Origin of the sequence: Pelagibius marinus (assembly GCF_014925385.1) — a bacterium.
Classification (GTDB): domain Bacteria; phylum Pseudomonadota; class Alphaproteobacteria; order Kiloniellales; family Kiloniellaceae; genus Pelagibius; species Pelagibius marinus.
In genome coordinates this window covers 1-25,548 of record NZ_JACSDK010000011.1, presented here as the reverse complement: position 1 = coordinate 25,548, position 25,548 = coordinate 1, and the positions used below count along the sequence as shown (strand labels likewise).

General features: G+C 67.6%; 23 protein-coding genes. 14 read left to right on the top strand and 9 right to left on the bottom strand.

Annotated elements, in window-relative coordinates; genetic code table 11:
• The first annotated feature begins 7 nt into the window (after positions 1-7).
• From H7X47_RS14350 to H7X47_RS14325, 6 genes are all read left to right on the top strand, one after another.
• Positions 8-1,192 carry a hypothetical protein gene (locus H7X47_RS14350; protein ID WP_193369402.1) on the top strand — a complete coding sequence of 395 codons (1,185 nt, stop codon included), beginning with the start codon at positions 8-10 and terminating at the stop codon, positions 1,190-1,192.
• A gap of 445 nt (positions 1,193-1,637) precedes the next feature.
• Positions 1,638-3,740, top strand: coding sequence for an ATP-binding protein (locus H7X47_RS14345; RefSeq protein ID WP_193369401.1), 2,103 nt, complete (start codon positions 1,638-1,640; stop codon positions 3,738-3,740).
• 135 nt (positions 3,741-3,875) lie between these two features.
• The gene (locus tag H7X47_RS14340) at positions 3,876-4,967 is read left to right on the top strand and encodes an alkene reductase (RefSeq protein WP_193369400.1); all 1,092 of its coding nucleotides are present in this window, start codon (positions 3,876-3,878) and stop codon (positions 4,965-4,967) included.
• A 33-nt stretch (positions 4,968-5,000) separates the two neighbouring features.
• A complete protein-coding gene (locus H7X47_RS14335) occupies positions 5,001-5,624 on the top strand; it encodes a TetR/AcrR family transcriptional regulator (protein WP_193369399.1) in 624 nt (207 codons plus the stop codon).
• 13 nt (positions 5,625-5,637) lie between these two features.
• The gene (locus H7X47_RS14330; protein WP_193369398.1) at positions 5,638-5,943 is read left to right on the top strand and encodes a YciI family protein; all 306 of its coding nucleotides are present in this window, start codon (positions 5,638-5,640) and stop codon (positions 5,941-5,943) included.
• 3 nt (positions 5,944-5,946) lie between these two features.
• Positions 5,947-6,567 carry a DNA-3-methyladenine glycosylase I gene (locus H7X47_RS14325; RefSeq protein WP_193369397.1) on the top strand — a complete coding sequence of 207 codons (621 nt, stop codon included), beginning with the start codon at positions 5,947-5,949 and terminating at the stop codon, positions 6,565-6,567.
• Between the two features lie 33 nt (positions 6,568-6,600).
• On the opposite strand, the gene H7X47_RS14320 is transcribed toward H7X47_RS14325, so the two are convergent.
• Genes H7X47_RS14320 through H7X47_RS14310 form a run of 3 tightly spaced genes read right to left on the bottom strand, consistent with a single transcriptional unit; the run spans position 6,601 to position 9,940 of the window.
• Complete coding sequence (locus H7X47_RS14320; protein ID WP_193369396.1) at positions 6,601-7,239, bottom strand: hypothetical protein; 639 nt, start codon at positions 7,237-7,239, stop codon at positions 6,601-6,603.
• Positions 7,240-7,290: 51 nt separating this feature from the next.
• Positions 7,291-9,420, bottom strand: a complete 2,130-nt coding sequence (locus H7X47_RS14315; RefSeq protein WP_193369395.1) for a DUF294 nucleotidyltransferase-like domain-containing protein — start codon at positions 9,418-9,420, stop codon at positions 7,291-7,293.
• 7 nt (positions 9,421-9,427) lie between these two features.
• Complete coding sequence (locus H7X47_RS14310; RefSeq protein ID WP_227010501.1) at positions 9,428-9,940, bottom strand: hypothetical protein; 513 nt, start codon at positions 9,938-9,940, stop codon at positions 9,428-9,430.
• A gap of 359 nt (positions 9,941-10,299) precedes the next feature.
• Here H7X47_RS14310 and H7X47_RS14305 point away from each other — a divergent pair, with 359 nt between their 5' ends.
• The 3 genes from H7X47_RS14305 (at position 10,300) to H7X47_RS14295 (ending at position 12,858) form a co-directional block, all read left to right on the top strand.
• Entirely contained in the window at positions 10,300-10,575 is a 276-nt protein-coding gene (locus tag H7X47_RS14305) for a DUF4212 domain-containing protein (protein ID WP_193369393.1), read from the top strand.
• 11 nt (positions 10,576-10,586) lie between these two features.
• Positions 10,587-12,404 carry a sodium:solute symporter family protein gene (locus tag H7X47_RS14300; RefSeq protein ID WP_193369392.1) on the top strand — a complete coding sequence of 606 codons (1,818 nt, stop codon included), beginning with the start codon at positions 10,587-10,589 and terminating at the stop codon, positions 12,402-12,404.
• Positions 12,405-12,498: 94 nt separating this feature from the next.
• A complete protein-coding gene (locus tag H7X47_RS14295) occupies positions 12,499-12,858 on the top strand; it encodes a YggT family protein (protein ID WP_193369391.1) in 360 nt (119 codons plus the stop codon).
• A 17-nt stretch (positions 12,859-12,875) separates the two neighbouring features.
• Here H7X47_RS14295 and H7X47_RS14290 read toward each other — a convergent pair whose 3' ends face one another.
• From H7X47_RS14290 to H7X47_RS14270, 5 genes are all read right to left on the bottom strand, one after another.
• On the bottom strand, positions 12,876-13,934 hold the full coding sequence (locus H7X47_RS14290) for a tartrate dehydrogenase (RefSeq protein ID WP_193369390.1): 1,059 nt from the start codon (positions 13,932-13,934) through the stop codon (positions 12,876-12,878).
• A 110-nt stretch (positions 13,935-14,044) separates the two neighbouring features.
• On the bottom strand, positions 14,045-14,962 hold the full coding sequence (gene ubiV, locus H7X47_RS14285) for a ubiquinone anaerobic biosynthesis protein UbiV (protein WP_193369389.1): 918 nt from the start codon (positions 14,960-14,962) through the stop codon (positions 14,045-14,047).
• A gap of 29 nt (positions 14,963-14,991) precedes the next feature.
• Entirely contained in the window at positions 14,992-15,996 is a 1,005-nt protein-coding gene (gene ubiU, locus H7X47_RS14280) for a ubiquinone anaerobic biosynthesis protein UbiU (protein ID WP_193369388.1), read from the bottom strand.
• Between the two features lie 2 nt (positions 15,997-15,998).
• On the bottom strand, positions 15,999-16,556 hold the full coding sequence (gene ubiT, locus H7X47_RS14275; protein WP_193369387.1) for a ubiquinone anaerobic biosynthesis accessory factor UbiT: 558 nt from the start codon (positions 16,554-16,556) through the stop codon (positions 15,999-16,001).
• Between the two features lie 124 nt (positions 16,557-16,680).
• Positions 16,681-18,297, bottom strand: a complete 1,617-nt coding sequence (locus H7X47_RS14270) for an inverse autotransporter beta domain-containing protein (protein ID WP_193369386.1) — start codon at positions 18,295-18,297, stop codon at positions 16,681-16,683.
• Positions 18,298-18,608: 311 nt separating this feature from the next.
• Between H7X47_RS14270 and H7X47_RS26340 the strand changes: the two genes are divergently transcribed.
• Positions 18,609-19,664 carry a helix-turn-helix transcriptional regulator gene (locus H7X47_RS26340; RefSeq protein WP_193369385.1) on the top strand — a complete coding sequence of 352 codons (1,056 nt, stop codon included), beginning with the start codon at positions 18,609-18,611 and terminating at the stop codon, positions 19,662-19,664.
• Positions 19,665-20,007: 343 nt separating this feature from the next.
• Here H7X47_RS26340 and H7X47_RS14260 read toward each other — a convergent pair whose 3' ends face one another.
• Entirely contained in the window at positions 20,008-21,591 is a 1,584-nt protein-coding gene (locus H7X47_RS14260) for a rhodanese-like domain-containing protein (protein WP_193369384.1), read from the bottom strand.
• A 153-nt stretch (positions 21,592-21,744) separates the two neighbouring features.
• Here H7X47_RS14260 and H7X47_RS14255 point away from each other — a divergent pair, with 153 nt between their 5' ends.
• From H7X47_RS14255 to H7X47_RS14240, 4 genes are all read left to right on the top strand, one after another.
• The gene (locus tag H7X47_RS14255) at positions 21,745-22,914 is read left to right on the top strand and encodes a mandelate racemase/muconate lactonizing enzyme family protein (protein ID WP_193369383.1); all 1,170 of its coding nucleotides are present in this window, start codon (positions 21,745-21,747) and stop codon (positions 22,912-22,914) included.
• On the top strand, positions 22,911-23,951 hold the full coding sequence (locus tag H7X47_RS14250; protein WP_193369382.1) for an Ldh family oxidoreductase: 1,041 nt from the start codon (positions 22,911-22,913) through the stop codon (positions 23,949-23,951). The genes H7X47_RS14255 and H7X47_RS14250 overlap by 4 nt, the downstream gene beginning before the upstream one ends.
• Positions 23,952-24,039: 88 nt before the next feature.
• On the top strand, positions 24,040-25,014 hold the full coding sequence (locus tag H7X47_RS14245; RefSeq protein WP_193369381.1) for an LOG family protein: 975 nt from the start codon (positions 24,040-24,042) through the stop codon (positions 25,012-25,014).
• 50 nt (positions 25,015-25,064) lie between these two features.
• The gene (locus H7X47_RS14240; RefSeq protein WP_193369380.1) at positions 25,065-25,427 is read left to right on the top strand and encodes a SpoIIAA family protein; all 363 of its coding nucleotides are present in this window, start codon (positions 25,065-25,067) and stop codon (positions 25,425-25,427) included.
• Positions 25,428-25,548 lie beyond the last annotated feature (121 nt).

Here is a 25,548-nt window from a genome sequence, read left to right as displayed (position 1 = left end):
ACACCGAATGTTCCACAGGACCTACAGACCGCTGATCAATAGCGAACTGCACAGATTCGCGGGATTTGAATCCAAAGCCACGGACTTTGACTCCGGGTTTTCCGTCGCCCGGGTAGGCAGGACGACCGAGGGCGGAGGCCCTGACCCGGATTTTTACGACATTTTTGCCGTTGAGTTCAAATCCGAGAGGTTTCTTTTCAAGGTCGAGGCGCGGGCCCCGGAACTCGGCGAGATCAACGGCCATACGATGGTATCCGTTGGCACCTCCTTTTGCGACCATGACCCGGTCACGAAGGAGTCCCCTCGAATCAGCAGCTCCTTCAAGCCGTCGAACCTGAACCCCCTCTATACGACCGTATATGACTTTTGCGATGTCGAGGAATTCGACCTAGTCACCCGTATTCTCACTGAAGGGGTTAGGCGTCTCAATTTCTCGTGCGACGCCGAGCGCTACGAAAAAAGACCAGTGCAGTATTGTGCGGAGTTTCGCTTCCGCGACCCGCCGAGCGGCTTTGGGCCGGAACAACAGCTGGCGGAAAACCGAAAGAGAAAAGCGCCCGGCCCAACCCTTGCATCGCTGCTCGCGATGAAACAGTACATCGATACGAGGCGCTTTATAGAAGGGTCTTCGACTCTCTCCAAGGAGTTCGGTGAGCGCAGTTCCTTGGCGTCAACTCTGCTGCCGAGAGAAGGAGAGATCAATCGATCCGTAACGTCGAAGCGTCGCAACCTTACCGAGGAAGCCCGGGTCTGGATCGAAGAGAACGACAGGACCCTGCCGCCCGAAGCCGTGCTTGCTGCGCTGGCGGACCCGTCAAACGCAGCGAAGCTGACGGACCTGGAATGGGTACTTGCCCAACTCGTTGCTCTGGAGCCAACTGCTGCGGTCTATCCGGATTACACGCCGGGGTCCCCGGTCAACCTGGAGAAGGTGATCTCAGAGCCGTCAGTCCAAAAGATCTTCCGCTCGATCTATACTGATCAGTTCAACACCTGTATCGAATCGTTCGATACCTTTTTCTCCCAGATTATCTTCGCACTCACCACCCCCTACATCATCCGACGAAACCAAGTCGCGGCATCACAGATGAAAATGCTGCGCGACAGAGCGAAAGAGGACCTGGAAAAGGAGGCTAGGATACGCGCCGGGTTGCAACAAAGGCGCGTCCCAGGCCCTGACCATTCCGACTGATAAGATCTAACAGGCGGCGACTCCTTCTCTCGTCCAAATGGAGCCAGGATGCGATCTTCATGTGGCGTCGGCATTCGACGTTTTCGGATTCTCGCGCCCCTGCCAGCGCCAGCAGGGAGCTTGCTTCAGTCTTGAGGCCTCGCTGCTTCGCGCGGGCCTCATCGCCCCCTTGGAGTTGACTCCGGCACCAGGGATTGCTATCAACCGCGCCCACGGCGTCTTCGGGCGCCGTCCCTTTCGAGAACGAGGCACGCGCATGATTGAGCGCAAGGAAGATACCCTGGGCATGACGCCCCGCCTCCTCGTCCCAGCGACCGCAGACTAGCGGTTCCGGCCGGGCGAGGCCCGGCCTGTCATCCCCAAACGAATTGAACAAGAACCACCTTCCGGTGGCGCTGCGCGCTTGCGCGCGTCCGGCCGCCCGAAGGCGACGATCGGATGACCGATGGACGAAAGATCACTGCTGCTGGGACTGCTGCACCTTGCCGTGCGGGACGCCCCGGCCGACTCTCCGCTGGCGAAGGCGCTCCTGGCCTGGTGCCGGGACAGGGCCCATGTGCTTGGCCTGCCGGTCGCCCCGGAAAAGGCGGAGGAGTCCGAGGAAGATACGAAGAAGCGGCCCCGCCTGTGGCTCCGGCGGAAGCCTGAGCAGAAGCCCGAGGAGAAGCCGGCGCCGCCCGCCGAGGCCTGGGCTGAGCTCGCGCGCGACATCGCCGCCGCCCGCACGGCGGCGCCGGCGAAGCCTTCGCCTGTGCTGGTCCTGACAGCGCGCCTCGCCGCGCTGCTGGCGCTCGACGCGGCGGAGACGCGGCTGCTGCAGACAGTGGTGGCCTGCGACCGCCTGCGCCATTGCTCCGCGCTCTGCCATCTGCTGGAACGCCACGGCGCGGAAACGCCGCCGCTGCTGCTGGAACTGGCGGGCATCGAGTCTCTCGAGGCCCTGCGCCAGACCAAGTCCGTGCAGCTCAACCTGATCGACCTGTCGATCGGGCGGCACGACACGACGCCGACCCTCCGAGCGATGCACTGCGTCCACCGGCTGCTGAACCGCGCGCCGATGAACGACGAGGCGATGATCGAATGCCTGGTCGGCACGGCGGCGCCCGCGCGCCTGGCGCTGAGCGACTTCGCGAGCCGGGGCGAAGAGCTGTCGCTGCTCCACCGCCTGCTACGCGGGGCCCTGAGCGACAGGGCCGAGGGCATCAACATCCTGCTCTACGGGCCGCCGGGCACCGGCAAGACCGAGCTGGCCAAGGCGCTGGCGGCGGCGGCCGGCGCGCGCCTCTATGCCGTGGGCGAGACCGACGGCTATGGCGACGAGCCGGAGCGCTGGGAGCGCGTCGACGCCTTGAAGCTGGCGCAACAGCTTCTGGCCCAGCGCCGCGACGCAGTCCTGCTGTTCGACGAGATGGAAGACCTGATCGGCGACGCCTACCGCAACACCGACAACCGCATTTCGCGGCGGCCGGGCTCCAAGGTTTTCGTGAACCGGCTGTTCGAGAGCAACGCCGTGCCGACGATCTGGACCAGCAACTCCATCGAGAACATCGACCCGGCCTACCTGCGCCGCATGACCTACGTCATGAAGATGGACCTTCCTTCGCCGCAGGCACGCAAGGTGATTCTCGGCCGCATCGCGCGGGACGAGGGCCTGGAGCTGTCGCCCGGCGCCATCGGTCGCCTGGCCGAGACCGCCAGCGAGTCGACCGCCGTGGCGCGCAACGCCCTGCGCACGGCGCGCCTGCTGCAGGGCGGCGAGGAAGAGACCAGCCAGGTCCTGGAGTCCCTGGTGACGGGCCTGCGCTACGGCCGCCGCCTGCCGCCGGGCGGGGGCGCGGAGCGCGACCTCGACCTCGGCCTCTACCAGTCCGACATCTCCATCGCGGCGCTCTTCGACCGGCTGTCTGCCGCGGGCGCGCCGGCCGACTTCTCGCTGCTGCTGACCGGCCCGCCGGGCACTGGCAAGACCGCGCTGGCGCGCCATCTGGCGCGGCAGCTCGACCGGCCGCTGCTGGTCAAGCGCGCCTCCGACCTGCTGTCCAAGTGGATCGGCGAGACCGAGAAGCTGATCGCCGAGTCCTTCACCGAGGCGGCGGAAAGCGGCAGCATTCTGCTGTTCGACGAAGTCGACTCGCTGCTGTCCGACCGCGGCCGCGCGGAGAAGACCTGGGAAGTCAGCCAGGTGAACGAGCTGCTGACCTGGATGGACAGCCATCCCTTCCCCTTCGTGGCGGCGACCAACCACGCGGCGCGGCTGGACAGCGCCGCGCTGCGCCGTTTCGTCTTCAAGGTGAAGCTGGAGGCTTTGGGCCCGGCCGCCGCCGCGCGGGCCTTCGAGGTCTTCTTCGACCGGCCGGCGCCGCCGCGCCTGGCCGAGATCGCGGGCCTGACGCCCGGCGACTTCGCCGTGGTGGCGCGCCAGCTGCGCTTCCAGGAGGACGCGGCCTCGCCCGAGGCCATCGTCGGGCTGCTGGCCAAGGAAGCCGCCGCCAAGCCGGGCACGCCGGGGCGCATCGGCTTCCGCCCGCAACCCCGGCAGAACGCCTAGCCGGCCCGGTAATCGGGCCGGCGGGCACTACGGCGCGTCTCTGCCCCCTTGACAAATTTGGACAGTCGTCCTAAATCAATACCCTGAATTTGGACGTTCGTCCTATACCCTCGTTTCGGACCCTGGGAGTGCTTCATGGCCGCAGACCTCTTCGCGCCCGTCCAGCTGGGCGACCTGACCCTCGCCAACCGCCTGGTCATGGCGCCGATGACGCGCAACCGCGCCGGCGCCGACGGGGTGGTGCCGCCGCTGATGGCGGCCTACTACCAGCAGCGCGCCAGCGCCGGGCTGATCGTCACGGAGTCCGCGCCGGTCTCGGCCCAGGCCATCGGCTATCCCTTCACCCCGGGCATCTTCACCGACGCCCAGGCGGCGAGCTGGCTGAGCCTTACCGATGCCGTGCACTCGGCCGGCGGGCGCATCTTCATCCAGCTGCAGCACTGCGGGCGCATCTCGCACCCCAGCCTGCAACGGGACGGGGAAACCCCGGTCGCGCCCTCGGCGCTGCGCCCGGCGGGCCAGGCGGTGACCTACAGCGGCATGCAGGATTTCGTGACGCCCCGCGCCCTGGAGACCCGGGAGATCGCCGGCATCGTGGCGCAGTTCCGCCAGGGCGCCGAGCTGGCCCGGCGCGCCGGCTTCGACGGCATCGAAGTGCACGGGGCCAACGGCTACATCATCGACCAGTTCCTGCGCGACGGCAGCAACCAGCGCGGCGACGCCTACGGCGGCAGCGCGGCGAAGCGGCTGCGCCTGCTGAACGAGATCCTGGAGGCGGTCTGCGAGGTCTGGCCGGCCAATCGCGTCGGCCTGCGCCTGACACCCGAGAACAGCTTCAACGCCATGTCGGACTCCGACCCCCAGGGACATTTCGAGTACTTCGCCGAGCAGCTCAGCCCCCGCGGCCTGGCCTATCTGCACGTCCTGGAAGGCGACATGCTGACCAAGGCCAGTAGCGTGGACTACCGCGCCCTGCGTGCGAAGTTCGACGGCCCCTACATCGCCAACAACGGCTATGACCTGGCCCGGGCCCGGGCGGCGCTGCGCGAGGGCGCGGCCGACCTGGTCGCCTTCGGCACGCCCTTCCTGGCCAACCCCGACCTGGTGCGGCGCTACCGGGAGAGCCTGCCCCTGAACGAGGCCGACAGCACCACCTTCTACGGCGGCAGCGAAACAGGCTATACCGACTACCCCACCTACCGCAGCGCATACGTTTCGGCGGCCTGAGGCAGAGGCGCCGCCGGACCCGGAGACAAGACCATGAGCGAGAAGACCACCCGCGAGCAGATCGTCGAGGCCGCCGATGCACTGTTCTACCGGCAGGGCTATGACCACACCTCCTTCGCCGACATCGCTGAGGCTGTGCAGATCTCGCGCGGCAACTTCTACTACTACTTCAAGACCAAGGACGAGATCCTGGACGCGGTGATCGAGCAGCGCCTGGCCGACCGCCGCGCGATGCTGGCGCGCTGGGAGGCGGAGACGGAATCGCCCGCCGAGCGCATCCGCTGCTACATCAAGATCCTGATCACCAACCAGGCGGACATCAAACGTTACGGCTGCCCGCTGGGCACGCTGTCGAGCGAACTGGCCAAGCTGAACCACGAGGCCCAGGGCGAGGCCAAGGCGCTCTTCACCCTGTTCCGAACCTGGCTGCGCCGCCAGTTCGAGGAACTCGGCCACGGGGCCGAGGCCGACGCCCTGGCGCTGCACGTCCTCGCCGCCAGCCAGGGCGTCGCGACCCTGGCCAACGCCTACCAGGACGACGCCTTCGTCCGGCGCGAGGTGGAGGGGCTCTTCGACTGGCTGGACGCCCGCCTCGCGGAAGCGAAGAACACCGGAAAGAACGGCGCCCGGCCACGCAAGCGCCAGGCCGCACCCTAGGAGACCTCGAGCGATGTTCATCGTGCAGCTCAAGTTCGCGGAAAACAAAGGCCAGGCCGGCCAGTTCATGGAAGGCCACAAGGCCTGGCTTCAACAGGGCTTCGACGAAGGCGTCTTCCTGCTGGCCGGCAGCCTGCAGCCCAATGACCAGGGAGGGGCGGGCGGCGGCGGCATCGTGGCGCACAACACCTCGCGCGAAGACCTGGAGGTCCGGGTGAAAGCCGACCCCTTCGTCGTGGAAAAGGTCGTCAACGCCGAGATCATCGAGATGACGCCCTCGCGCGCCGACGAGCGGCTGAGCTTCCTGGTCGAGGCCTGAGGCATGGGCAACACGGTCGAGGGGCCGGACGGCAAGCCGCGTTGCCGCTGGTGTGCCGCCGCCCCGGAGTTCTTCGTCTACCACGACAAGGAGTGGGGCTTTCCGGTCGCCGACGACCGGCGCCTCTTCGAGAAGCTCTGCCTGGAGGGATTCCAGTCGGGCCTCAGCTGGCGCACCATCCTCGCCAAGCGCGAGAACTTCCGCGCCGCCTTCAAGGACTTCGATTTCGACAAGATCGCCCGCTTCACACAGCGCGACGTCGAAAGGCTACTGAAGGACGAAGGCATCATCCGCCACCGCGGCAAGATCGAGGCGGTCATCAACAACGCCAAGCGGGCCCGCGAGATGGTGAAGCAGGATGGCTCGCTCGCCGCCTTCCTCTGGCGCTACGAGCCCGACCCAAAGACGCTCGGCAAACCGCAGACCGCCTCCACCTCGCCGGAGTCGGTTGCGCTGTCGAAGGACCTGAAAAAGCTGGGCTGGAAGTTCGTCGGCCCGACCACGGTCTATGCCTTCATGCAGGCCATGGGCCTCATCAACGACCACGTCGAGGACTGCGCGATGAGAGCCAAGGCCGAGACGGCGCGCAAGCGGTTCACGGTGCCGACGAATCGGCAACAGTAACCCAGTGAACACTGAAAGAAGGCAGCTTTGTTATCAGGACCAACCGTGTTCATGAATTTCGACCGCGCGATACCGCTTGTTCTCAGCGATAAACACATTGCGCTTTTCATCGAGAAACGCACCGAAGATCCGTAACTTGGTACCAGTTGGGGCCTTCCGCCCCCATTTCGCTTTCTGAGTCTCTTCCTTCTCCCACCGCTCATTTTGTATTTCTGCTTTGTCGTCCTGAGGAACACTCCACTCTCCTTCACATTCCGAGCAGAGGTTCTTGTTGACCTCTGCAAGCCAGACTTTCGCCGAAGGTGAGCTCAGAGACTCCTTTGCAAATTCGCTGCGAAAGCGATCGCAATTCGACTCCGCCCATTTGAGAAGGATTGGAGAAAGTCGACGGATGAATTCATCATTTGCCTGGCTACCGCAATATGGAGACTGATAATAGGCCCCTCGGTATCCATGTAGCGAGTTAAAGAACTTGTCGAAAAGCGGGCAAGTGATCCTAATGCAAAACACAACTCGGCTAAACCGATTGTCGTCGCAACATCGGTCATCATGGCAGCAGCCAATCGACATATGCTCGACGACTTCTTGCGATATGACGTCAAACGACGGCGCATTAAGAAGCCGCGCCCTTCGACCTGAGGCTACCGTATCGGCATATCCCCAATCAGACATGTAGTGAAATCCCTCCACGGGTATTTGGCCTAGCCAAATCGGATTCCAGCCCTAGCCCACTGCCGGCGTGCCGAGCAGGTTGCGGACGTTTTCCACCTGGCCCAGGGCCCAGGTGAGTTCCTGGCGCTCGTGGGCCGGCATCTCGCCGGGGGCGACCTTGTTCGACAGCGCGACGCCGTGCTGGATATCGCGCAGCTGCTGGCGCAGGATCGCACCCAGCAGGATCTTGTGCGCATCAATCAGTTTGCCGATGACCCCGGCATCGAAGGCGCCGAGCTGACGCACCGCCTCCAGGCGCTCCGGCGTCGAACGGGCGTCGAACTTGTGGGTCAGCGCGACGATGCGCGCCGCCGAGAAGATCGGCATGAGGCCGCTTTTCTTCAGGTCGATGCGCCCGTTTTCCAGCCGCGGACGCCCCAGCCAGTTGAGCGGCGGGCGGAAGTCGCTGGCCTTCAGGGTCATGGCCATGAGGAAATCGCGTGACCCGCCGGCCGCCGTCTGAGCCTCGTCGTAGAGCCTCTCGGCCAGGGCGCGCTCGCCGTAGACCGGCACGGCGTCGAAAAAGATATCGCTGTTCAGCAGATCCTCGGGCCGCGCCTTGGTGATCCAGGTCTCCAGGCGGTGGCGCCAGCCGGCCACGTCCAGGCGCCATTCCGGCTTGGACGCCATGATGCCGCCGGGGCAGTAGATCACGCCGGCCTCGTTCAGCATGTCCGCGACCAGTGTGCCGAGCCGCTCGAACCAGCGGTCGGCCTCGCCGCCCGGCTCGCCTTCATCGAAGATGACGGCGTTGTCCTGGTCCATGGCCAGCAGGCTCTCGCCACGCCCGCCGGAGCCCAGCACCATCATGGCGTAAGGCCGGGGCGGCTGGCCTTCGCCGCGCTTGGCCATCTCCGCCTCCGCCAGCTCGCAGGCGCGCCGCGTCAGGGCCCTGAGCTCGCGCGAGATGATGGCGGCGATGTCGCGGGGGTCGGCCTCCTCGAAAACCAGGCCGCGCGCCACGGTGGTCAGCTCCGACCAGATGCGGCCCAGGTCCCCGGGGCTGGCGGCGCGTTCCAGGCTGTCGCCCAGGGAGAGCGCGTCGCCGGCGCGCTGGCGCAGCAGGTCGCGCGCCGAGATCGCGCCCACCAGCTTGCCGTCCGGATCGCGCACGCCGAGGTGGCGGAAGCCGCGCTGCGACATGCTGGCGATGGCGCGGTAGACGAACTCCTCGCTCTCCACGGTGACCAGCGGCCCCTTGGCGTAGTCGGAGATCGGCGCATCGCGCACGCCGGCGACGTTGCTGTTGAAGGCGCGCAGCAGGTCTCGCTCGGTCAGGATGCTGTAGCTGCCGCCCGCCTCTTCCGGATCGACGAAGACCGAGGAGATGCCCTTTTCCATCATCAGCGCCAGCGCCTCGCGCACCGGCGTCGTCGGCGGCAGGGTCACCGCCGGGAAGCGCATGACGTCGTAGACCCGGTGGCGGTAGGGAAAGCTGTCGATGCGGGCGTATTCGGCGACGCTTTGCGGGGCGATGCGGCTGTCGCGCAGCACCTCGTGCCAGCCGGCCTGGGCCTCTTCCTCCAGGCGGGTGGTGAGGTTGCGGCAGACCCGCTCGGCCTGGGCCAGGGTGACGATGCCCTTTTCCCTGAGCCTCGGCACCAGGGCCGTGAAGATCCGCGCCGCGGTCTCGGCGTCGCCGAGGGCCCGGTGCCGCTCGCCGACCTCGACCCCCAGCCACTTCGCCGCCAGTTCCAGCGACTGGTTCGGCAGGTCCGGCGCCACCAGTTGAACCAGGTGGCGCACGTCGATGGAGCGCGGCGCCTGCCAGTCGAGACCGTGGCGCTGGTGCTCGGCCTTCAGCACCGCCAGGTCGAAACCCAGGGCATAGCCGATCACCAGGCGGCGCCCGACCCATTCGCTGAATTCCGGAGCGACCGCCGCGAAGGCCTCGGCCCCGGCCACCTCGTCGTCGGTGATGCCGTGGATGCGGATCGAGGCCGGCGGGATCGGAATGCCGGGGTTGACCAGCCGGGCAAAGGGTTTGTCATCGCCGCCGCCGGCCTGCAGGCGCACCGCGGCAATTTCCACGATGCGGTCCGTGGCGACGTCCAGGCCCGTGGTCTCCAGGTCCAGCGCCACCGCGGGCACGGCGCCCAGCGGCAGGCCCGAAAGGCTGTCGTCGGCCCCGCGGAAGCTCATGGCCGCTTTATCCCCCGGGGACCGGAGGCGCCGGCTCCCCCGCCTGCGCTTCCGCTGCAAGGGCGGCGCCGTCGATGCGCTTTTCCAATTGGCTGCGCACCTCGCGCCAGGCAAACCTGACGGAGTTCCGCACGATTTCCTCGTCGAACTTCTTGAGCTCCGGCGCGATGGGCGCCCAGCGCACCAGCGCCGCCGGGCTTTCACTGAAGAGATCGGTGCCGCTGGCTCCGTCGTGCCAGTCAAAGAAGGCCAGGCGCCGCTCGAAGGCGGCCAGCGCCTCCGGCGGAGAGAAGCCCTCCACCCCCGCCGCCTGCCCGGCGTTGTCCGCCAGCCCGCGCTCGTAGCAGGCGAGCGCCGCCCGCCGGCGCAGGGCGTCGTCCAGCGGGGCGTCGAAGAAGGCGCGCCGCACCGCGAAGATCGCCATGTCGGAGAGGCAGGCGGCGAAGACGTGCATTTTGGCCACGTTGATGGAGGCGACGAAGATGTCGTCCTCGAACATGCTGGGATAGCGCGTGCCCATCCGGGTCTTCAGGTAACCGTAGAGGGTCTTCTGGGCAATGAAAGCCGCACGTGTAGAAACGAATCGGGAAAGGCCCGAAAGCGAATCGATCGGTTCCGATTCGCGCCGGATTGTCAAACGAGCGATGAATTCCGGTAAAAACGCCCGTGCCGTCTTCAGGCTTGGGATCACCCGCAAAAACCCCCTGTTGCGCCAGTTTCAGCCGACTGGCCTGCCGGCCCGACCAAAATTCGACGGTCTACCTTCATTATTGGTATTACAATGCTACCCATTTTTGTACAATCTTGGCGTGATCCCAGTCATCCGCCAAGGGGGTCACAGTAGTGGGGTAAGATACAATAATTAATGCGGGGGATAACATGCCTGAAATCAGCCAAGACGCTAAACAGCGCCATTGGGCCAAGACGCGAAGTCTGACGATCTTGGTCCTGGCGCTCTGGTTCATCTTCTCATTTATAGTTCCCTGGTTCGCCAAAGACCTTAACTCGATGACCTTCATCGGCTTTCCGCTGGGCTACTACTTCATCGTTCAAGGCTCGCTGATCGTGTTCGTGCTGCTCATCTTCTTCCAGAACTGGCGGCAGGACGCGATCGACGACGAGGCCGGTGTCGGTAGCGAGAGCGATCAGCAATAGGGGAAGCCATCATGATAAAAGGAAGCTTTATCGAAAACCTCGGCCGCGTATACGCGATGTATACCGGCGGGTTCTTGGCCTTCGTCATCCTGATGGCCATTCTTGAACTGTTCGGTGTGGGCGCCAACACCATCGGCATTCTCTTCGTGGCCTTCACCGTGGTGATCTACGCGGTCATCGGCTGGCTCTCCCGCACCATGCAGGTTGAAGCCTACTATGTCGCCGGGCGTGAAGTGCCCGCCGTCTACAACGGCATGGCCACGGCGGCGGACTGGATGTCCGGCGCCTCCTTCGTGGCCCTGGCCGGCGGCATCTACTTCGGCGGCTACGGCTACCTGGGCTTCGTCGTCGGCTGGACCGGCGGCTATGTGCTGGTCAACTCGCTGATGGCGCCCTACCTGCGCAAGTTCGGCTGCTATACGGTGCCGGACTTCATTGGCACCCGCTACGGCGGGAACTTGGCCCGCTTCTGTGCCATCGTCGTTCTCGTGGCCGCCTCCTTCACCTACGTGACCGCGCAGATCAACGCCTCCGGCACCATCGCGGCCCGTGCCCTGCACATCCCCTTCGAGGTGGGTGTCTGGGTCGGCCTTCTCGGCATCCTGCTGTGCTCCATGCTGGGCGGCATGCGGGCGGTGACCTGGACCCAGGTGGCCCAGTACATCGTGCTCATCATCGCCTACGTGGTGCCGGTCGTCTGGATGTCCAACGTGCAGGGCTTCGGCGTCATTCCACACTTCAGCTACGGCGATGCGGTGCAACGCATCCAGGAACTGGAGCCCGTAGTGGGGCTGGGTACCGCCGCCACCGAATCCTTCGCGGGCTTGCGGATCCTGACGACACCGCACAACGATCCGCAGGGGGGGCTGGACAGCTGGAAGTTCGTTACCCTGGCCTTCTGCATGATGGCGGGCACCGCCTCGCTGCCGCACATTCTGATGCGCTACTTCACGACGCCATCGGTTCGCGCGGCCCGCAAGTCGGTTGCCTTCTCGCTGTTCTTCATCTTCCTGCTGTACTTCACGGCGCCGGCTCTGGCCACGCTGACGAAGCTGCAGCTCCTCGATCCGACCTTGCCGACGGCCATCATCGGACAGTCCTTCGAGGCGGTGAGCAGCCTGCCCTGGATCCAGAACTGGTCGAGCGTCGGGATGCTTGCGCTTTCCGACAGCAACGGCGACGGCATTCTGCAGCTGAACGAGTTCTTCATGCGGCCGGATATCGTCGTGCTGGCAACGCCGGAGATCGCCGGCCTGCCGTACGTCATCTCCGGTCTGGTCGCCGCCGGTGGCCTGGCTGCCGCCATGTCGACGGCCGACGGCCTGCTGCTGGCCATCGCCAACGCCCTCAGCCATGATCTTTACTACAAGATCATCGATCCGAAGGCCGATACGCGTCACCGCCTCATCGTGGCGCGCGTCCTGCTGATCGCCATCGGCGCCTTGGCGGCCTTCATCGCGAGCTTGAAGCTGACCGGCATCCTCGGTGCAGTGGCCTGGGCCTTCTGCTTCGCGGCCTCCGGCCTGTTCTTCCCGCTGGTGCTGGGCGTCTGGTGGAAACGGGCCAATACCCAAGGCGCGATCGCAGGCATGGTCTGCGGTTTCGTCGCCGGATCGGCCTACCTCTACTATGTCTTCCCTGGAGGCATGGGCGGTACGCCTTGGCTCGGCATCGACCATCTGCGCTTCGCGATCATCGGCATGCCGGTGAGCCTGGTCGCCATGGTCGTCGTCAGCCTGATGACCCCCGCACCTGATGCGGAAACCCAGGCCATGGTGGACGAGGTTCGCGTGCCTTCGGGCAAGACGATCCTCGGTGCTGCCCACTGACCTGAGTTACAAAGCAAGTGTGAACTGGGGTGGCGGAGTTTCTCCGCCACCCCTTTTTCTTCCTTCGACGGCTTCTTTGAGTTAAGCAGTCCCGATGACCGATCCGCTTTCCACTTTCCCGATCTGGGTCGTGGCGATCGACTACGCCCTCGGCGTGGTCATGTGGACCCTGATTGGAAGGGTCGCCATGAACCTCTTCCTGCCGGTCGATTCCGATTGGTTCTTCATGAAGGCTTTCGTGAAGCTGACCAACCCCATCCTCAGGGTCTTCAAGCCGGTGACGCCGGGCTTCCTGATCGAGCCGCTGGTGCCGCTCTTCGTCGCCTGGTTCTTCTTTATGGTCCGCTTCTACCTCATGCCCTGGCTGCTCGGCTATTCGGTCATGGGGATGCTGTCCTTCCCCCTGGAAGGCGATATCGCCTACGTCATCTACGACCTGCTCAACAAGCAGTAGCGCCGGGCCGGCGCCTGCTAGAGCGCCGCCAGCACCGCCTTGGTGACGTCGGCGCTGCCGGCCTGGCCACCCATGTCCGGCGTGCGCGGCCCGTTCTCCGTCACCGCCTCCACCGCCTTCATCAGGCGCTCCGCCGCCGCCGTCTCGCCCAGGTGCTCCAGCATCATGGCGCCGGTCCAGAAGGCGCCCACCGGGTTGGCGATGCCCTTGCCGGTGATGTCGAAGGCCGAGCCGTGGATCGGCTCGAACATCGAGGGCACGCCGGGCCCGGGGTTGATGTTGGCGGTGGCGCCGTTGCCCAGGCTGCCGGTCAGGGCCGAGGCCAGGTCGGAGAGCACGTCGGCGTGCAGGTTGGTGGCCACCACGGTGTCGATGTCGCCCGGGTGGGTAACCATGCGCGCGGTCATGGCGTCGACCAGCTTGAAGTCCACGTTCAGATCCGGGAAGTCGGCCAGGACCTCGCGGCAGACCGCGTCCCAGAACACCATGCCGTGGCGCTGGGCGTTGGACTTGGTGACCACCGTCAGGCGCTTGCGCGGGCGGCTCATGGCCAGCTCGCAGGCGAAGCGGCAGATGCGCGCGACGCCCTCACGGGTGAAAACCGAGACATCCATGGCGGTTTCCAGCGGCAGGCCGGTGTGGACCCGCCCGCCGACACCGGCGTATTCGCCCTCGGAGTTCTCGCGCACGATCACCCAGTCGATCTGCTCGCCCAGTTCGGGGCGCAGCGGCCCCTGCATGCCGGGCAGCAGGCGCGTCGGGCGCACGTTGGCGTATTGGTCCAGGCCCTGGCAGATGGCCAGGCGCAGTTCCCAGAGGGTGATGTGGTCGGGAATGTCCGGGTCGCCCACGGCGCCGAAGTAGATGGCGTCGAAGCCGCGCAGGGTCTCGACGCCGTCCTCCGGCATCATGCTGCCGACCCGGCGATAGCGGTCGGAGCCCCAGTCGAAGCTCTGGCTCTCGAAGGTGAAGCCGCCGTCGGCCTCGGCCACGGCCTGCAGCACCTCCAGGCCCGCTGCGATGACTTCCGGGCCGACGCCGTCACCCGGCACCACGGCGATCTTGTGCTTCTTCATGCTTCGTCTTTCCGCTGTCCGCGCCCGCGCCGCAGGTCCGGCCGGGTCATTTCCTCAAGGCGGAGATACACCATACGGGCCCCGAAGCCAAACGGCGCAGCCCCAGAGGATCAGGCGGCAGACCAGCCGTGCCCCGCGGCTTCCGCGCCGGGCCGCCCGGCGATAAACCCGTTGGCGAAGACGATCTCAGGCAGGTCGCCTGCCAGCGCCTCCTGCGCGGCCTCCGGTGCAAGACGTCCGTCGAGGGTTTCCCGGAACAGGCGCGCCACCGCCACCATGTCGCAGTCCTGGGGCGAAAGGCGCAGCGCCGCCACCCCGGCCGCCTCAAGGACCTCGATATCGCCGAGCAGGCCGGCATAGGCGAAGGACAGCGTCTGCACGCCGTTGATGGCCAGAAAGTCCTCGCCGTCCAGGGTTTCCACCGGCAGGCCGTCGGGATCCTCGCCGCAGACGAACTGGCAGGAGTCCTTGGCCAGGCCGTGCACCCGGGCGTGATAGCAGCGCCCGGAAATCGCCAGCGGCAGGCGCCCGAAGGCCCAGACCTCCGTCGCGATTCCCCGCGTCTTGCCGGCGGCGGCCAGGGTCGCCACGGAGGCCAGCGGCAGCTCGGGCGGCAGGCAGACGTGGCGGGCGCCGCGACTTGCGAGGAAGGCGAGCGTGCCTTCGTTGTAGACATTGACCAGCGGCCCGACCGCGAAGTCCCGGTCCGCCGCCAGATGAGCGAGCATCGTCAGGTCGTTGATCTCGACGTCGAAGTCTTCGCCGGCGGCCAGATCGGCACAGAGCCGCTGTTCGCGGGCCAGGGTGACCAGCGCCAGGGAGGACAGCACGACGGTCTTGCCGCCGCGCTGCAGCCGCTCGATGGCTTCCGGAATGCGGTCGGCGTAAAACGGCAGGCGCTTGGAGCAGACGACCTCGCCCAGGCAGACACGGTCCAGCGGCGCCTCGTCGGCGATGCGGGCGTAGAAGTCGCTCCAGCGCTCCGCCGGCCAGTTGAACAGCAGCGGCCCGAGTGTCAGCTGGGTCATGGTCTTCTCTCCTTCCTGGGGAGCCGCAGCTAGCGCCAGGTCTTGCGGTAGGCGCCGGCGGTCGTCGTCTGACCCTCGCTCAGGCGCCGCAGTTCGCCCGCGGGGATGGCGCGGCCTTCGGCCTGGGCGTCGACGGCGCGGCGAAAGCTCGCGACCACCGCCTGGGTGTAGGAGCGGCTGCGCTGGCGCCCTTCGATCTTCAGCGCGGTCACGCCGGCCTCGGCAAGTTGCGGCAGCAGCGTGGCCGCGTCCAGGCTGACGGGGTCCTCGAAGACATGGCCGCGCTTGCCGCCGGCGCTGAAGCACCCCTTGCAGAGGGTCGGATAGGGCGCCGGCTCCCCGGCGGGCACCCGGTCGATGGTGAAGTTCCCGAGGCGGGAAACCAGCTCGCCGTCTTCTTCCTGATAGCGCACATGGCTGGCCGGCGAACAGACTCCGTGCATGTTCGGCGACTTGCCGGTGGCGTAGGAAGACAGCGCGCAACGCCCTTCGGCCATGACGCAGAGTCCGCCGAAGACGAAGACCTCGGTCTCGCAAGACACCGCCGCGTTGATGGCGGCGATCTCCTGCACCGTCAGGACGCGTGGCAGGACCACGCGGCGGACGCCAAAGGCCTCGACGTAGAACTCTATGGCCTGGGCGTTGGCCGCCGCCGCCTGGACCGAGAGATGGCGCCGCAGGTCCGGGTGCCGCTCGGCGGTGTAGGCGAGGAGGCCCATGTCCGCCAGGATGACGGCATCGGCGCGCAGCTGCGCGGCGGTGTCGACGGCGCGGTGCCAGATTTCCTCGGCACCGGCGCGGGGAAAGGTGTTGATGGCGACCAGGACCCGCGCGCCGCGCTCATGGGCGTAGTCGATCGACTCCGCCAGCTCCTCCGGGGAGAAGTTGAGGCCGGGGAAGTTGCGGGCGTTGGTTTCGTCCCTGAAGCCGCAGTAGACGCAGTCGGCCCCGGCCTCGACCGCCGCCCGCAGGGCCGCGGGCGTGCCGGCCGGGCAGACGAGTTCAAGCCTGGCGCCCTCTCTCCTGCCCTCCATGCCTAGCTCTCCGCCCGGACCAGGCTGACGCCGGTGAGGCGGCCGGCCTCGGAGAGAACACCGCGCCCGACGCGCTCCACGACGCCACCGGCCGGGCCCAGGAGTCTGGCGGCTTCGGACAGCAAGTCGATTTCCGCGTCGTCGAGGGCATTGCGCAGGGCGAGAACGGCCTCGGTGTCCCCTTCGACGACGATGTCGCGGGAAAAGAACAGGGCATCGCCGTCGAAACTGCCGTGGATCATGCCCAACAGCGCCGCCAGAGGGCCGGCAATGCGCGCGTCCCACGGCCCCAGGCGCGCCCCCGAGACCGCACGGCGGCAGAGATCGATGGACGGCCGCTCCGCCGAGGGGCGCAGGCGGAAGATGAAGGGAAGGTCGACGGCGTCGATGAGGTAGACCTTTTCGGCGTGACTGCCGAGTCGGCGGAAGATCGCCGGACGCTCCGCCGCAAAGCGCGCCACCACCCGGTTCAAAGCGAGGCGCAGGGGGAACAGCGGCAAGGGCCGGAGCAGAAAGCGCAGCGGTTCTGGAAAAAGGGGAATACCTTGGACCTCAGACATGGGGGCATCATCCAAGGGATTCGCCGCCGCTGCCTTGCGCTAGCGCAATGACAGGCCGTTCCCAGCTGCGGTTCGAATTGGAAGGGTGAGAGGCTGAAAGTGCCGCCGCCGGCCGCCGCACCCCTCATGGGCAGGTCGAGCCGTTGGTGAAGCTGACCGAACCGGTGGAGCCACCACCGCTGCAGGTGCCGCTGATGATAATGTTGCCGGTGGAGGCGGCGGTCACGAAGGCCGTGCCGTTGGCGCTGATTGTGAAGTTAGCAACCCCGCCGGACGAGCTGAAAGTGTTGCCGGCTACGGTGACGTTGGTTTCCGTCGTGCCGCCAGCGCTCAAGAAAATGCCGTACGTGATACCGCCAGTACGCGCGTCCGTTGCCGTCAGCGTGTTGCCGCGGATCAGCAGCGTGTCGATGTTGCCGGCCGTGGCGATCGCTGCCGCCTCATCCCCGCTGGTCGAGGTGGCGGTGAGGGTGTTGTCGAGGATGGCGACGTTGTCGACGCCGGCGACCAGCACCGCATCGGTGGTGATCCCGCTAGTGTTGCTGACCGTCAGGCCGGAGAGCGTGCTGTCGTTCGCCATAGCGACGGTCCAGTCGGTGATGGCGCCGGCGATGGTGGCGGCCGGCGTGGCAAGCGCCGCGGTGCGGCCCGACGGGGTCTTCACCGTGACCGTCCCCGCCCCCATCAAAGTCTGGCCGTCCTGCAGCGTCGTGGCGGCGGTCGTGTTGAAGGTGCCCGACAGGATCACCGTCGCGTTCGCCCCGGCCGCGGCGACCGCCGCCGGCAGGGCCGCGCCGCTGGTGGAGGCACTGCTCAGCACGGTGAGGGGGCGCCCGTCCGCCGTCTCGGTCGCCGTCTCCACTGCGCCGAAGGCGCCGGCCTGGGCGACGATATCGACATCGCGGATCACCGGGACAGTCATGCGCCGCTCCTGGGCGGTCAGCCGGCGCGCGCGCTCCCTTTCCGGCTGCAGGGGGATGCGCAGGCGCAGGCTGGCGAAGCCCTGGCCGCCGCGCACCTCGTCGTGCTGCCACTCGGCGCCCAGGGTCAGCCGCGCCCCGTCCCAGAGATAGGGCACCTCGTAGGCGGTGAACTCGGCGCGCAGCCGCGGGCCCGTCACGTCGGGCACATCGCCGTCGTCGGGATCGTAGAAGGTGAAGCCGCCGGCGTAGAGCCTGAGGTCGAGGGGGCCCTCCGCCTCGAAGACCGGCAGCCGCCAGCCGACCTCGGCATCGAAGCCGCGCAAGGCGTGCTCCTCGCCGGCCCGGACGGTGATCGTCGAGCCCGACAGGGTCGCCGTGTTGAGACTGTCCAGCGACTTCACCGTCTTGCCGACGGGCCAGTAGGAATTGGCGCGCAGGTCGAAGTCCTCGCCCAGCGCCTCGGCGCCGAAGGTGAGTTGCTGGTAGGAGTGGCCGCTCTCCGTGCGCCGCAGGTCGAAGTAGCCGTAGCCGCCCAGGTTCCAGCCGCCGCCCAGCATGTGCCGCAGCCCGAGGCCGACGTTGCCCTCGCGCGAGTCCCGGTCGTCGAGCCGTGTGCGGATATCGCCGAAGAACAGCGTGGCGTCGTTCTGCGCCAGCGGTATGAAGATCTCCGCCTCGCCCAGGTTGCGCTTCGTCCCCGCCTTGCCCTCCAGGTCGATGTGCGCGCCCCACTTGTCGTCCGCCGCCGCCGGCGAACCGGACAGCGCGAGCAGGCCGGCGGCCGCGATCGCCCCCGAAAGCTTCCTGGATAGCCTCATGCTTTGCTCCCCCTCATGCCCCGCCGCACCCGGGCCGCACCCGGTTAGCGCCTGTTAACGGCAATGGCCGTTCCTGGCCCCCTGCCAAGCCGCGCCGCCGGCCGTTTTCTTGATAGCGAAGCGGGGGCCTTGAGCGGAGCGCCGGCATATATGGACGAGGGGCCGATTTATATGAGCGGGCGCAGAAAGGTCACACGACGACGCCTTGCATCACGCGCCGGTCCTGGGATTAATACAGGCAAGCCGCAGTTCATGGATTGGCGTGTAGCGTTGCGGTTCCCGGGGGGTTGAAGCGGAGCCGAAAACGCGACGTGGGCATAGACAAGTTCAATCAATGGCTGTTGGAAAGCGACGGTGAGGGTAAGACCGTCGCTGTCGCCCAAGTGGCGCAGCTCAAAGACGACAACTGGGACGCCGCAATCGAAAAGCTGGAAGTGTCGGATGGCGTTCGCCTGTACCTGACTACGGCGAAGGTCCATCGCGACGTGACGGTGACGCCGCGGGCCGACGTCTCCGGCTGGCTGGGCTCTCATTTCACCGTCGAAGGCGAGCTTACGCTGAAGCTTCCCGGCAACCCCGCGCCGGAAATAGACATCGATCCGCAACACGGAGTCGCCTTCCGCGCGATCGACGATTGGGCGGAATTCCGCCTGCCGGAGGGCCAGACCATCCGGCACATCGCGTGGTCGGCGGACTGGATCGTGATGGCGCGCCTGCTGGGCGGCGACATTCCCGAGGAGTTGGGCCGGTTGTTCGGCGCCGCCGCGGACACGACGCCGCATTGGCCGCTGCGCACAACAACGCTGTTGCGCAAGCTCGGCTGGCGCCTGTTCCGGAGCCCGCTGACGGGCCCGCTGCGCCGGCTCGAAACCGAAGGCGCGCTCCTGGAGATCGCGGCGCATCACATCGGACAGATGGTCCGGCGCTCCCCGCGTGAAGACGACGGCACCGACAGCCGACTTTCGCGCCACGAAAGACAGCGGCTCACGCGAGCGCGCCACCGCCTGATCGCCGACATGCGCCAGCCGCCGAGCCTGAGCGAGATCGCCACGGAGGCCGGAATGGGCGAAAGGCGCTTGAACGCGGGCTTCCGCGAGCTGTTCGGCATGACCGCGTTCGAAATGCTCCGCAATGAGCGCCTGGAGCACGCCCGCCAGGTCCTGGAAACCGAGGATATTCCTCTGAAGGTCGTGGCCCACCGGGTCGGATACAGGCACGTCACCAACTTCATCAACGCCTTCACCCAGCGCTACGGGACCCCGCCGAAGCGCTACCTCCGCGAGCTCGCGGACGGACAGGAAACGACGGCGGCGGAGGATGGCGGACACCTGGAGGCCGCAGACCGGTCCCGGTCTCCCGAGCAATAGGAAGGAGCCCCGAGCGGGTTCCTTTTCCGCCGGTGGCGAGCGCAGGTGAGAGATCCGGAAGTCCCGCGGCCTGCGAGACCGGCAATTGTCGCCTTCGGGAATCAACCGCTATCGTGTAAGACCTGACGGGTTGTGGGAAAGCCCGGCCGGACGCTCCGCCGCAGAGCGCGCCACCACCCGGTTCAAAGCGAGGCGCAGGGGGAACAGCGGCAAGGGCCGGAGCAGAAAGCGCAGCGGTTCTGGAAAAAGGGGAATACCTTGGACCTCAGACATGGGGGCATCATCCAAGGGATTCGCCGCCGCTGCCTTGCGCTAGCGCAATGACAGACGCCGCCTCGCTGCTTCAGCCGGGCGGCGTCTGCGCCAGGGCGAAGGCCGCCCGCTCCTCGGCATCGAGCTGGGCGATGAGGCCCTGCTCCCAGGCCAGGTAGGCCCGCGAGGCGTCAAGGTTGCCGTCGTGGCGGTCGTGCACGAACCAGAGGAAGTCGATGGCCTCCTCCCGGCCCGGGCTTTCCGGGCTGGCCTCCACCTCGGCGCCGGCGGCGCTCAGGGCGTCCTGGCCGCCGCTGACGGCGAAAACCGCAGCCTGTCCCAGCGCGCGCAGCTCGGCTGCCGCCAGGGCGGTCACCGCCGCCTCGTCGCCGACAAGATAAACCGCCCGGGCGCGGTCCAGCGGCAGGCGGTCCAGGCGCGGGCGGATGCCCCAGAGCGCGCCGGCGGCATGGCCGACCTGGAAGGCGGTCGAGGCGCGGACATCGACCAGCTGCGCCTCGCCTGCCCGCACCGCCCGCCAGGCCGCGGCGGCCTCCACAGGCTCGACCGCCGGCAGGGTCGGCGCCCCCTTGCCCGGCGGCAGGGCGGCGAGTTCCGCATCGAAGCAGGCCACCGCCACTTCGTAGCCCAGCTGCCGCAGCCAGAAGGCGGCGATGGCGCCGCGCAGGCCCAGGTCGTCCAGCAGCACCAGGCGGGCGTGGCGCACCCCGACCCACTGGTCGGTGGCCTGCACCAGCTGTCCGGAGAGGGCGGGAATGAAGGCGGGCGCCGGGGCCGCGGCGATCTCCTGCGGCGCGCGCAGGTCGAAGAGATAGGTGCTGCGCCCCGCCTCGGCGCGCCAGGCCTCCACCGCCGCCCGGTCGGCCACGGCGATCCCCTGGCGCGCCAGCAGCACCTCGGCGCGGGCGCGCGTCGCCGCCGCGCCCGCCGGGTCGAGCTCCGGATACGGCGCCGGCGTGTTGCCGCGTTCCAGCTTGTAGCCGGCGAGCTGCCAGCCCTGGGTGCCGTTCTCCAGGGCATAGACCGGCGCCTCGACGCCCGCGAGCCGCAGCCCGAGCGCCCCGACGATGCTGCGGGTCCGCCCGGCGCAGGTCACCACCACGGGTGTCTCGGCCTCCGGCGCCGCAACCGGGAAGCGGTGCGCCAGCTCGCCGTTGGGCAGGCAGACGGCGCCGGGCACGCGCATCTTGGCGTACTCCGCCGGCGGCCGGCAGTCGAAGAAGCGGATGACGCGACCCTCGTCCTGCCAGCGCTTCAGCATCGGCGCGGTGATGGTCTCGGGATGCCAGGCATGCTCGGCCAGTTCCCCCAGGGTCTTGGAAGGCACGTTCACGCCCTTGAAAACACCGAAGCCCGCCGCCGCCCAGGCCGCCACGCCCCCGCCGACCCAGGCGACGTCGCCGTAGCCCAGGCTTTCTAAAGTCTGCGCCGCGCGCGCGGCGACACCGTCGCCGCCGTCGATGAGCAGCACCCGGACGCTACGCCGCGGCGCCAGGGCCGCGATGCGCGCTTCCAGGCGGCTGTAGGGGCAAGGTATGGCGAAGAGCGGATGTCCCTCGCCGAATTCACCGGCCTCGCGGACATCGAGAAAGGCGATCTCCGCACCGTCGTGCACCCGGGTCTTGGCCTCGACGGCGGAAACTTCACGGCTCACGGCAGATGGCTCCTTTACAAGATGCGGGGCCCAGCATGGCGCGATCGCCGCCCAATTCAAGAATGAAGGCGGTCGACAGGCCCCGGCCAGGCATTCTATAGGACAGGGGCAGCTGCCCGCGTCCCAATCACGCCCGCCAGACCGGAACCCGCCATGCGCATCGTCGAAATCCGCGAGACCGTCGTTCCGATCTCCTCCCCGATCCGCAACGCCTATATCGATTTCTCCAAGATGACCGCCAGCGTGGTCGCCGTGGTGACCGATGTGGTCCGCGACGGAGAGCCGGTGGTCGGCTACGGCTTCAACTCCAACGGCCGCTACGCCGCCAGCGGCCTGCTGCGCGAGCGCTTCCTGCCGCGCCTGGAGGAGGCCGATCCCGAAAGCCTGCTGAACGACGCCGGCGACAACCTGGACCCGCGCCGGATCTGGGCGGCGATGATGAGCAACGAGAAGCCCGGCGGCCACGGCGAACGCTCCGTCGCCGTGGGCGTCGTCGACATGGCGGTGTGGGACGCCGTGGCCAAGATCGCCGGGGTGCCGCTCTACCGCTACCTGGCCGAGACCGAAGGCGACGGCACGCTGGACGACTCGGTCTTCGTCTACGCCGCCGGCGGCTACTACTACCCGGGCAAAGACCACGCCCAACTGCAGGAGGAGATGCGGCGCTACCGCGGCCTGGGCTACGAGGTGGTGAAGATGAAGATCGGCGGCGCGCCGCTGGCCGAGGACATCGCACGCATCGAGGCGGTGCTGGAGGTGGTCGGCGAGGGCAGGTACCTGGCGGTCGACGCCAACGGCCGCTTCAACCTGGAGACGGCCATCGCCTATGCCGAGGCCATGGCGCCCTACAAGCTGTTCTGGTACGAGGAGGCCGGCGACCCGCTGGACTACGCCCTGCAGGCCGAGCTGGCGAAGCACTATGAGGGGCCCATGGCGACGGGCGAGAACCTCTTCTCCCACCAGGACGCCCGCAACCTGCTGCGCTACGGCGGCCTGCGGCCCGACCGCGACTGGCTGCAGTTCGATTGCGCGCTCAGCTACGGCCTGGTCGAGTACCTGCGCACCTTGGAGCTGCTCGGCGACCATGGTTTTTCCCGGCGCAACGTCGTGCCCCACGGCGGCCATCAGCTGTCCCTGAACATCGCCGCCGGGCTGAAGCTGGGCGGCAACGAGTCCTACCCGGAGGTCTTCGCCCCCTTCGGCGGCTTCGCCGACGACACCAAGGTGGAGAACGGCCGCATCGCCCTGCCCGACGCCCCGGGCATCGGCTTCGAGAAGAAAGCCAAGCTGATCGCCTGCCTGCGCGAGGCCACCGAGACATGAGTGACCAGGTCACCATCGCTACCGGGGACCTGCGCCGCCTCGCCGCCGCCGCGCTGACCGCCGCGGGGGCTCAGGCGGCGCAGGCGGCCGCAACCGCCGAGGTGCTGGTGGAAAGCGACCTGCTGGGCATCACCACCCACGGCGTGCAGCGCCTCGCCACCTACTGCCAGCGCCTGCGCCAGGGCGGCATCAAGGCGGCGGCGCAGATCACCGTCGAGCGCAAGGCCCCCTCCCTGGCGCTGGTCGACGGCGACAGCGCCCTCGGCCAGGCCGTCGCCCTGACGGCGCTGGAAAGCGGCCTGGAGATGGCCGCCGAGACCGGCATCGCCTACGTCGGCTGCCGCAACTCCAACCACCTGGGCGCCCTGGCGCCCTATGGCCTGAAGGCCTGCGAGAAGGGCTTCCTGCTGGTCGGCGGCAGCAACGCCGCCAGCACCATGGCGCCCTGGGGCGGACGCGAGGCGCGGCTCGGCAACAACCCGCTGGCGGTGGCCGCGCCCTGCCCCGAAGCGCCGCACTTCCTCCTCGACATGGCCATGAGCGTGGCGGCGCGCGGCAAGGTCCGCCGCGCCGAGCGCGAGGGCCGCCCCATCCCCGAGGGCTGGGCGCTGGATGCGGAGGGCCGGCCCACCACCGATCCGGCGGCGGCCCTGGCCGGCTTCCTGCTGCCCTTCGGCGGCCACAAGGGATCGGGCCTGTCCCAGGCCGTCGACCTGCTGGCCGGCGTGGTGACGGGGGCGCGCTTCCTCACCGACCTTTCCTCCGGCATCGGACATCTGGACCGGCCCAGCGGCAGCGGCCACTTCTTCCTGCTGATCGATCCGAAGCGCCTGCTCGGCGCCGGGGCCTACGCCGCCGCCGTCTCCCGCTTCCGCGCCCTGGTGCAGGAGACGCCGCCGGCGGACCCGGCCGCGCCGGTGCGCATTCCCGGTCAGCGCCAGCAGGCCCAACGCGCCAAGGCCCTGCGTGACGGCATCGAACTGCCCCAGGACCTGCTCGCCCGGCTCGAGGCCCTGGCGGCCGGCGCCCCAGACTGAGAGTTCTCTAAAAAAGACCCCTGCCCGCCAAGGCCTGCGCCGGTGCTAGACTGTCCGGCGTCGAAGGCATCCAAGCGCGAGCGACACCATGAACGACGAGAAACCGGCCCGGGAGAGCGCCTGCCCGCAGGTGATCTGCCCCGCGCCGCAGCAGCGTTGCCAGCCCCTGCCGTGGCAGGCTCCGAAGGACCTGGCGGATGACCCGGAAGCCTTGAAGCGGGTGCAGGCCCTGCTGGCCAGCCCGAGCTACCGCCCGGCCGACGAGGACAGCGACTTCCTGCGCCGCGACGACGCACGCGCCGCGCGGCTGGGCCTCGACTACCTGAAGCCCGAACTGCTGCTGCGCGAGCAAGGCATCCGCCACACCATCGTCGTCTTCGGCAGCACCCGTATCGTCGAGCCGGCGGCCGCGCGGCGGCGGGTCGAAGAATTGCAGAAAGCCCTCGCCCGGGCGCCGGGGGACAACGAGCTGCAGCGCGCGCTCGGCGCCGCCGAGCGGGTGCTGGACCGCAGCTACTACTACATGGTGGCGCGGGAATTCAGCCAGCTGGTCAGCGAAGCGGCGCAGCACAGCGGGCGCGACGGCATCGCGGTGATGACCGGCGGCGGCCCGGGCATCATGGAGGCGGCCAACCGCGGCGCCTTCGAGGCCGGCGCCAAGTCGGTCGGCCTCAACATCACCCTGCCGCACGAGCAGTATCCCAACCCCTACATCACGCCGGATCTCTGCCTCAGCTTCCACTACTTCGCCCTGCGCAAACTGCACTTCCTGCGCCGCGCCAGGGCGCTGGTCGCCTTTCCCGGCGGCTACGGCACCCTGGACGAGCTTTTCGAGACCCTGACCCTGGTGCAGACCCGCAAGATGAAGCCCCTGCCCGTCGTCCTCGTCGGCGCCGAGTTCTGGTCGCGGGCCATCGACTTCGATTTCCTTGTCGAAGAAGGGGTCATAGACCCGGAGGACCGGGAGCTTTTCTGGATCGCCGAGGAGGCCGAGGAGATCTGGGGCGGCATCCAGGAATGGCACCGCATCAACGGCGAACCGCTGTTCGACGGCAAAACCTAAAAAGAGCGCCGCCTCCGCCAGGTCCACAGATCAGGGAGGAACAGACTGAGATGTTCGAATTCATGCCCGAAAGCAGCGGCAGGGTCCTGGGGGTCACGGCGCACGGCAAGCTGACCGACGAAGACTACAAGCAGACCCTGATCCCCAGGTTCGAAGCCCTCTTCAAGCAGCACGGCAAGCTCAAGGTGCTGTTCTCTATGGCCGATGACTTCGAAGGCTGGGACCTGGAGGCCGCCTGGGACGACGCCTCCTACGGGCTGAAACACCGGGCCGACTTCGAGCGCATGGCGGTGGTCGGCGGCCCCGCCTGGGTCGACTGGTGCGTCAAGTGGGCGGGCTTCTTCATGGAGGGGGAGATCAAGGTCTTCCCCGCCGACCAGCTCGACCAGGCCTGGGCCTGGCTGCGGGGCTGAAGGCTCGAGCCCCACCACCTGGAGCCAAAAAAAGGCCCCCGATTTGGGGGCCTGTTTTGTTGGTTGCGGGGGCAGGATTTGAACCTGCGACCTTCAGGTTATGAGCCTGACGAGCTACCGG

What these genes read in the sequence shown, in the direction of transcription:
- ubiU (WP_193369388.1), bottom strand. Translation starts at nt 15,996, where the DNA reads ATGGAGGGCAGGAGAGAGGGCGCCAGGCTTGAACTCGTCTGCCCGGCC.
- ubiV (WP_193369389.1), bottom strand. Translation starts at nt 14,962, where the DNA reads ATGACCCAGCTGACACTCGGGCCGCTGCTGTTCAACTGGCCGGCGGAG.
- H7X47_RS14310 (WP_227010501.1), bottom strand. Translation starts at nt 9,940, where the DNA reads ATGGGCACGCGCTATCCCAGCATGTTCGAGGACGACATCTTCGTCGCC.
- H7X47_RS14350 (WP_193369402.1), top strand. Translation starts at nt 8, where the DNA reads ATGTTCCACAGGACCTACAGACCGCTGATCAATAGCGAACTGCACAGA.
- H7X47_RS14345 (WP_193369401.1), top strand. Translation starts at nt 1,638, where the DNA reads ATGGACGAAAGATCACTGCTGCTGGGACTGCTGCACCTTGCCGTGCGG.
- H7X47_RS14250 (WP_193369382.1), top strand. Translation starts at nt 22,911, where the DNA reads ATGAGTGACCAGGTCACCATCGCTACCGGGGACCTGCGCCGCCTCGCC.
- H7X47_RS14330 (WP_193369398.1), top strand. Translation starts at nt 5,638, where the DNA reads ATGTTCATCGTGCAGCTCAAGTTCGCGGAAAACAAAGGCCAGGCCGGC.
- H7X47_RS14325 (WP_193369397.1), top strand. Translation starts at nt 5,947, where the DNA reads ATGGGCAACACGGTCGAGGGGCCGGACGGCAAGCCGCGTTGCCGCTGG.
- H7X47_RS14240 (WP_193369380.1), top strand. Translation starts at nt 25,065, where the DNA reads ATGTTCGAATTCATGCCCGAAAGCAGCGGCAGGGTCCTGGGGGTCACG.
- H7X47_RS14245 (WP_193369381.1), top strand. Translation starts at nt 24,040, where the DNA reads ATGAACGACGAGAAACCGGCCCGGGAGAGCGCCTGCCCGCAGGTGATC.
- H7X47_RS14340 (WP_193369400.1), top strand. Translation starts at nt 3,876, where the DNA reads ATGGCCGCAGACCTCTTCGCGCCCGTCCAGCTGGGCGACCTGACCCTC.
- H7X47_RS14290 (WP_193369390.1), bottom strand. Translation starts at nt 13,934, where the DNA reads ATGAAGAAGCACAAGATCGCCGTGGTGCCGGGTGACGGCGTCGGCCCG.
- H7X47_RS14270 (WP_193369386.1), bottom strand. Translation starts at nt 18,297, where the DNA reads ATGAGGCTATCCAGGAAGCTTTCGGGGGCGATCGCGGCCGCCGGCCTG.
- H7X47_RS14295 (WP_193369391.1), top strand. Translation starts at nt 12,499, where the DNA reads ATGACCGATCCGCTTTCCACTTTCCCGATCTGGGTCGTGGCGATCGAC.
- H7X47_RS14300 (WP_193369392.1), top strand. Translation starts at nt 10,587, where the DNA reads ATGATAAAAGGAAGCTTTATCGAAAACCTCGGCCGCGTATACGCGATG.
- H7X47_RS14320 (WP_193369396.1), bottom strand. Translation starts at nt 7,239, where the DNA reads ATGTCTGATTGGGGATATGCCGATACGGTAGCCTCAGGTCGAAGGGCG.
- H7X47_RS14305 (WP_193369393.1), top strand. Translation starts at nt 10,300, where the DNA reads ATGCCTGAAATCAGCCAAGACGCTAAACAGCGCCATTGGGCCAAGACG.
- H7X47_RS14315 (WP_193369395.1), bottom strand. Translation starts at nt 9,420, where the DNA reads ATGAGCTTCCGCGGGGCCGACGACAGCCTTTCGGGCCTGCCGCTGGGC.
- ubiT (WP_193369387.1), bottom strand. Translation starts at nt 16,556, where the DNA reads ATGTCTGAGGTCCAAGGTATTCCCCTTTTTCCAGAACCGCTGCGCTTT.
- H7X47_RS14335 (WP_193369399.1), top strand. Translation starts at nt 5,001, where the DNA reads ATGAGCGAGAAGACCACCCGCGAGCAGATCGTCGAGGCCGCCGATGCA.
- H7X47_RS14255 (WP_193369383.1), top strand. Translation starts at nt 21,745, where the DNA reads ATGCGCATCGTCGAAATCCGCGAGACCGTCGTTCCGATCTCCTCCCCG.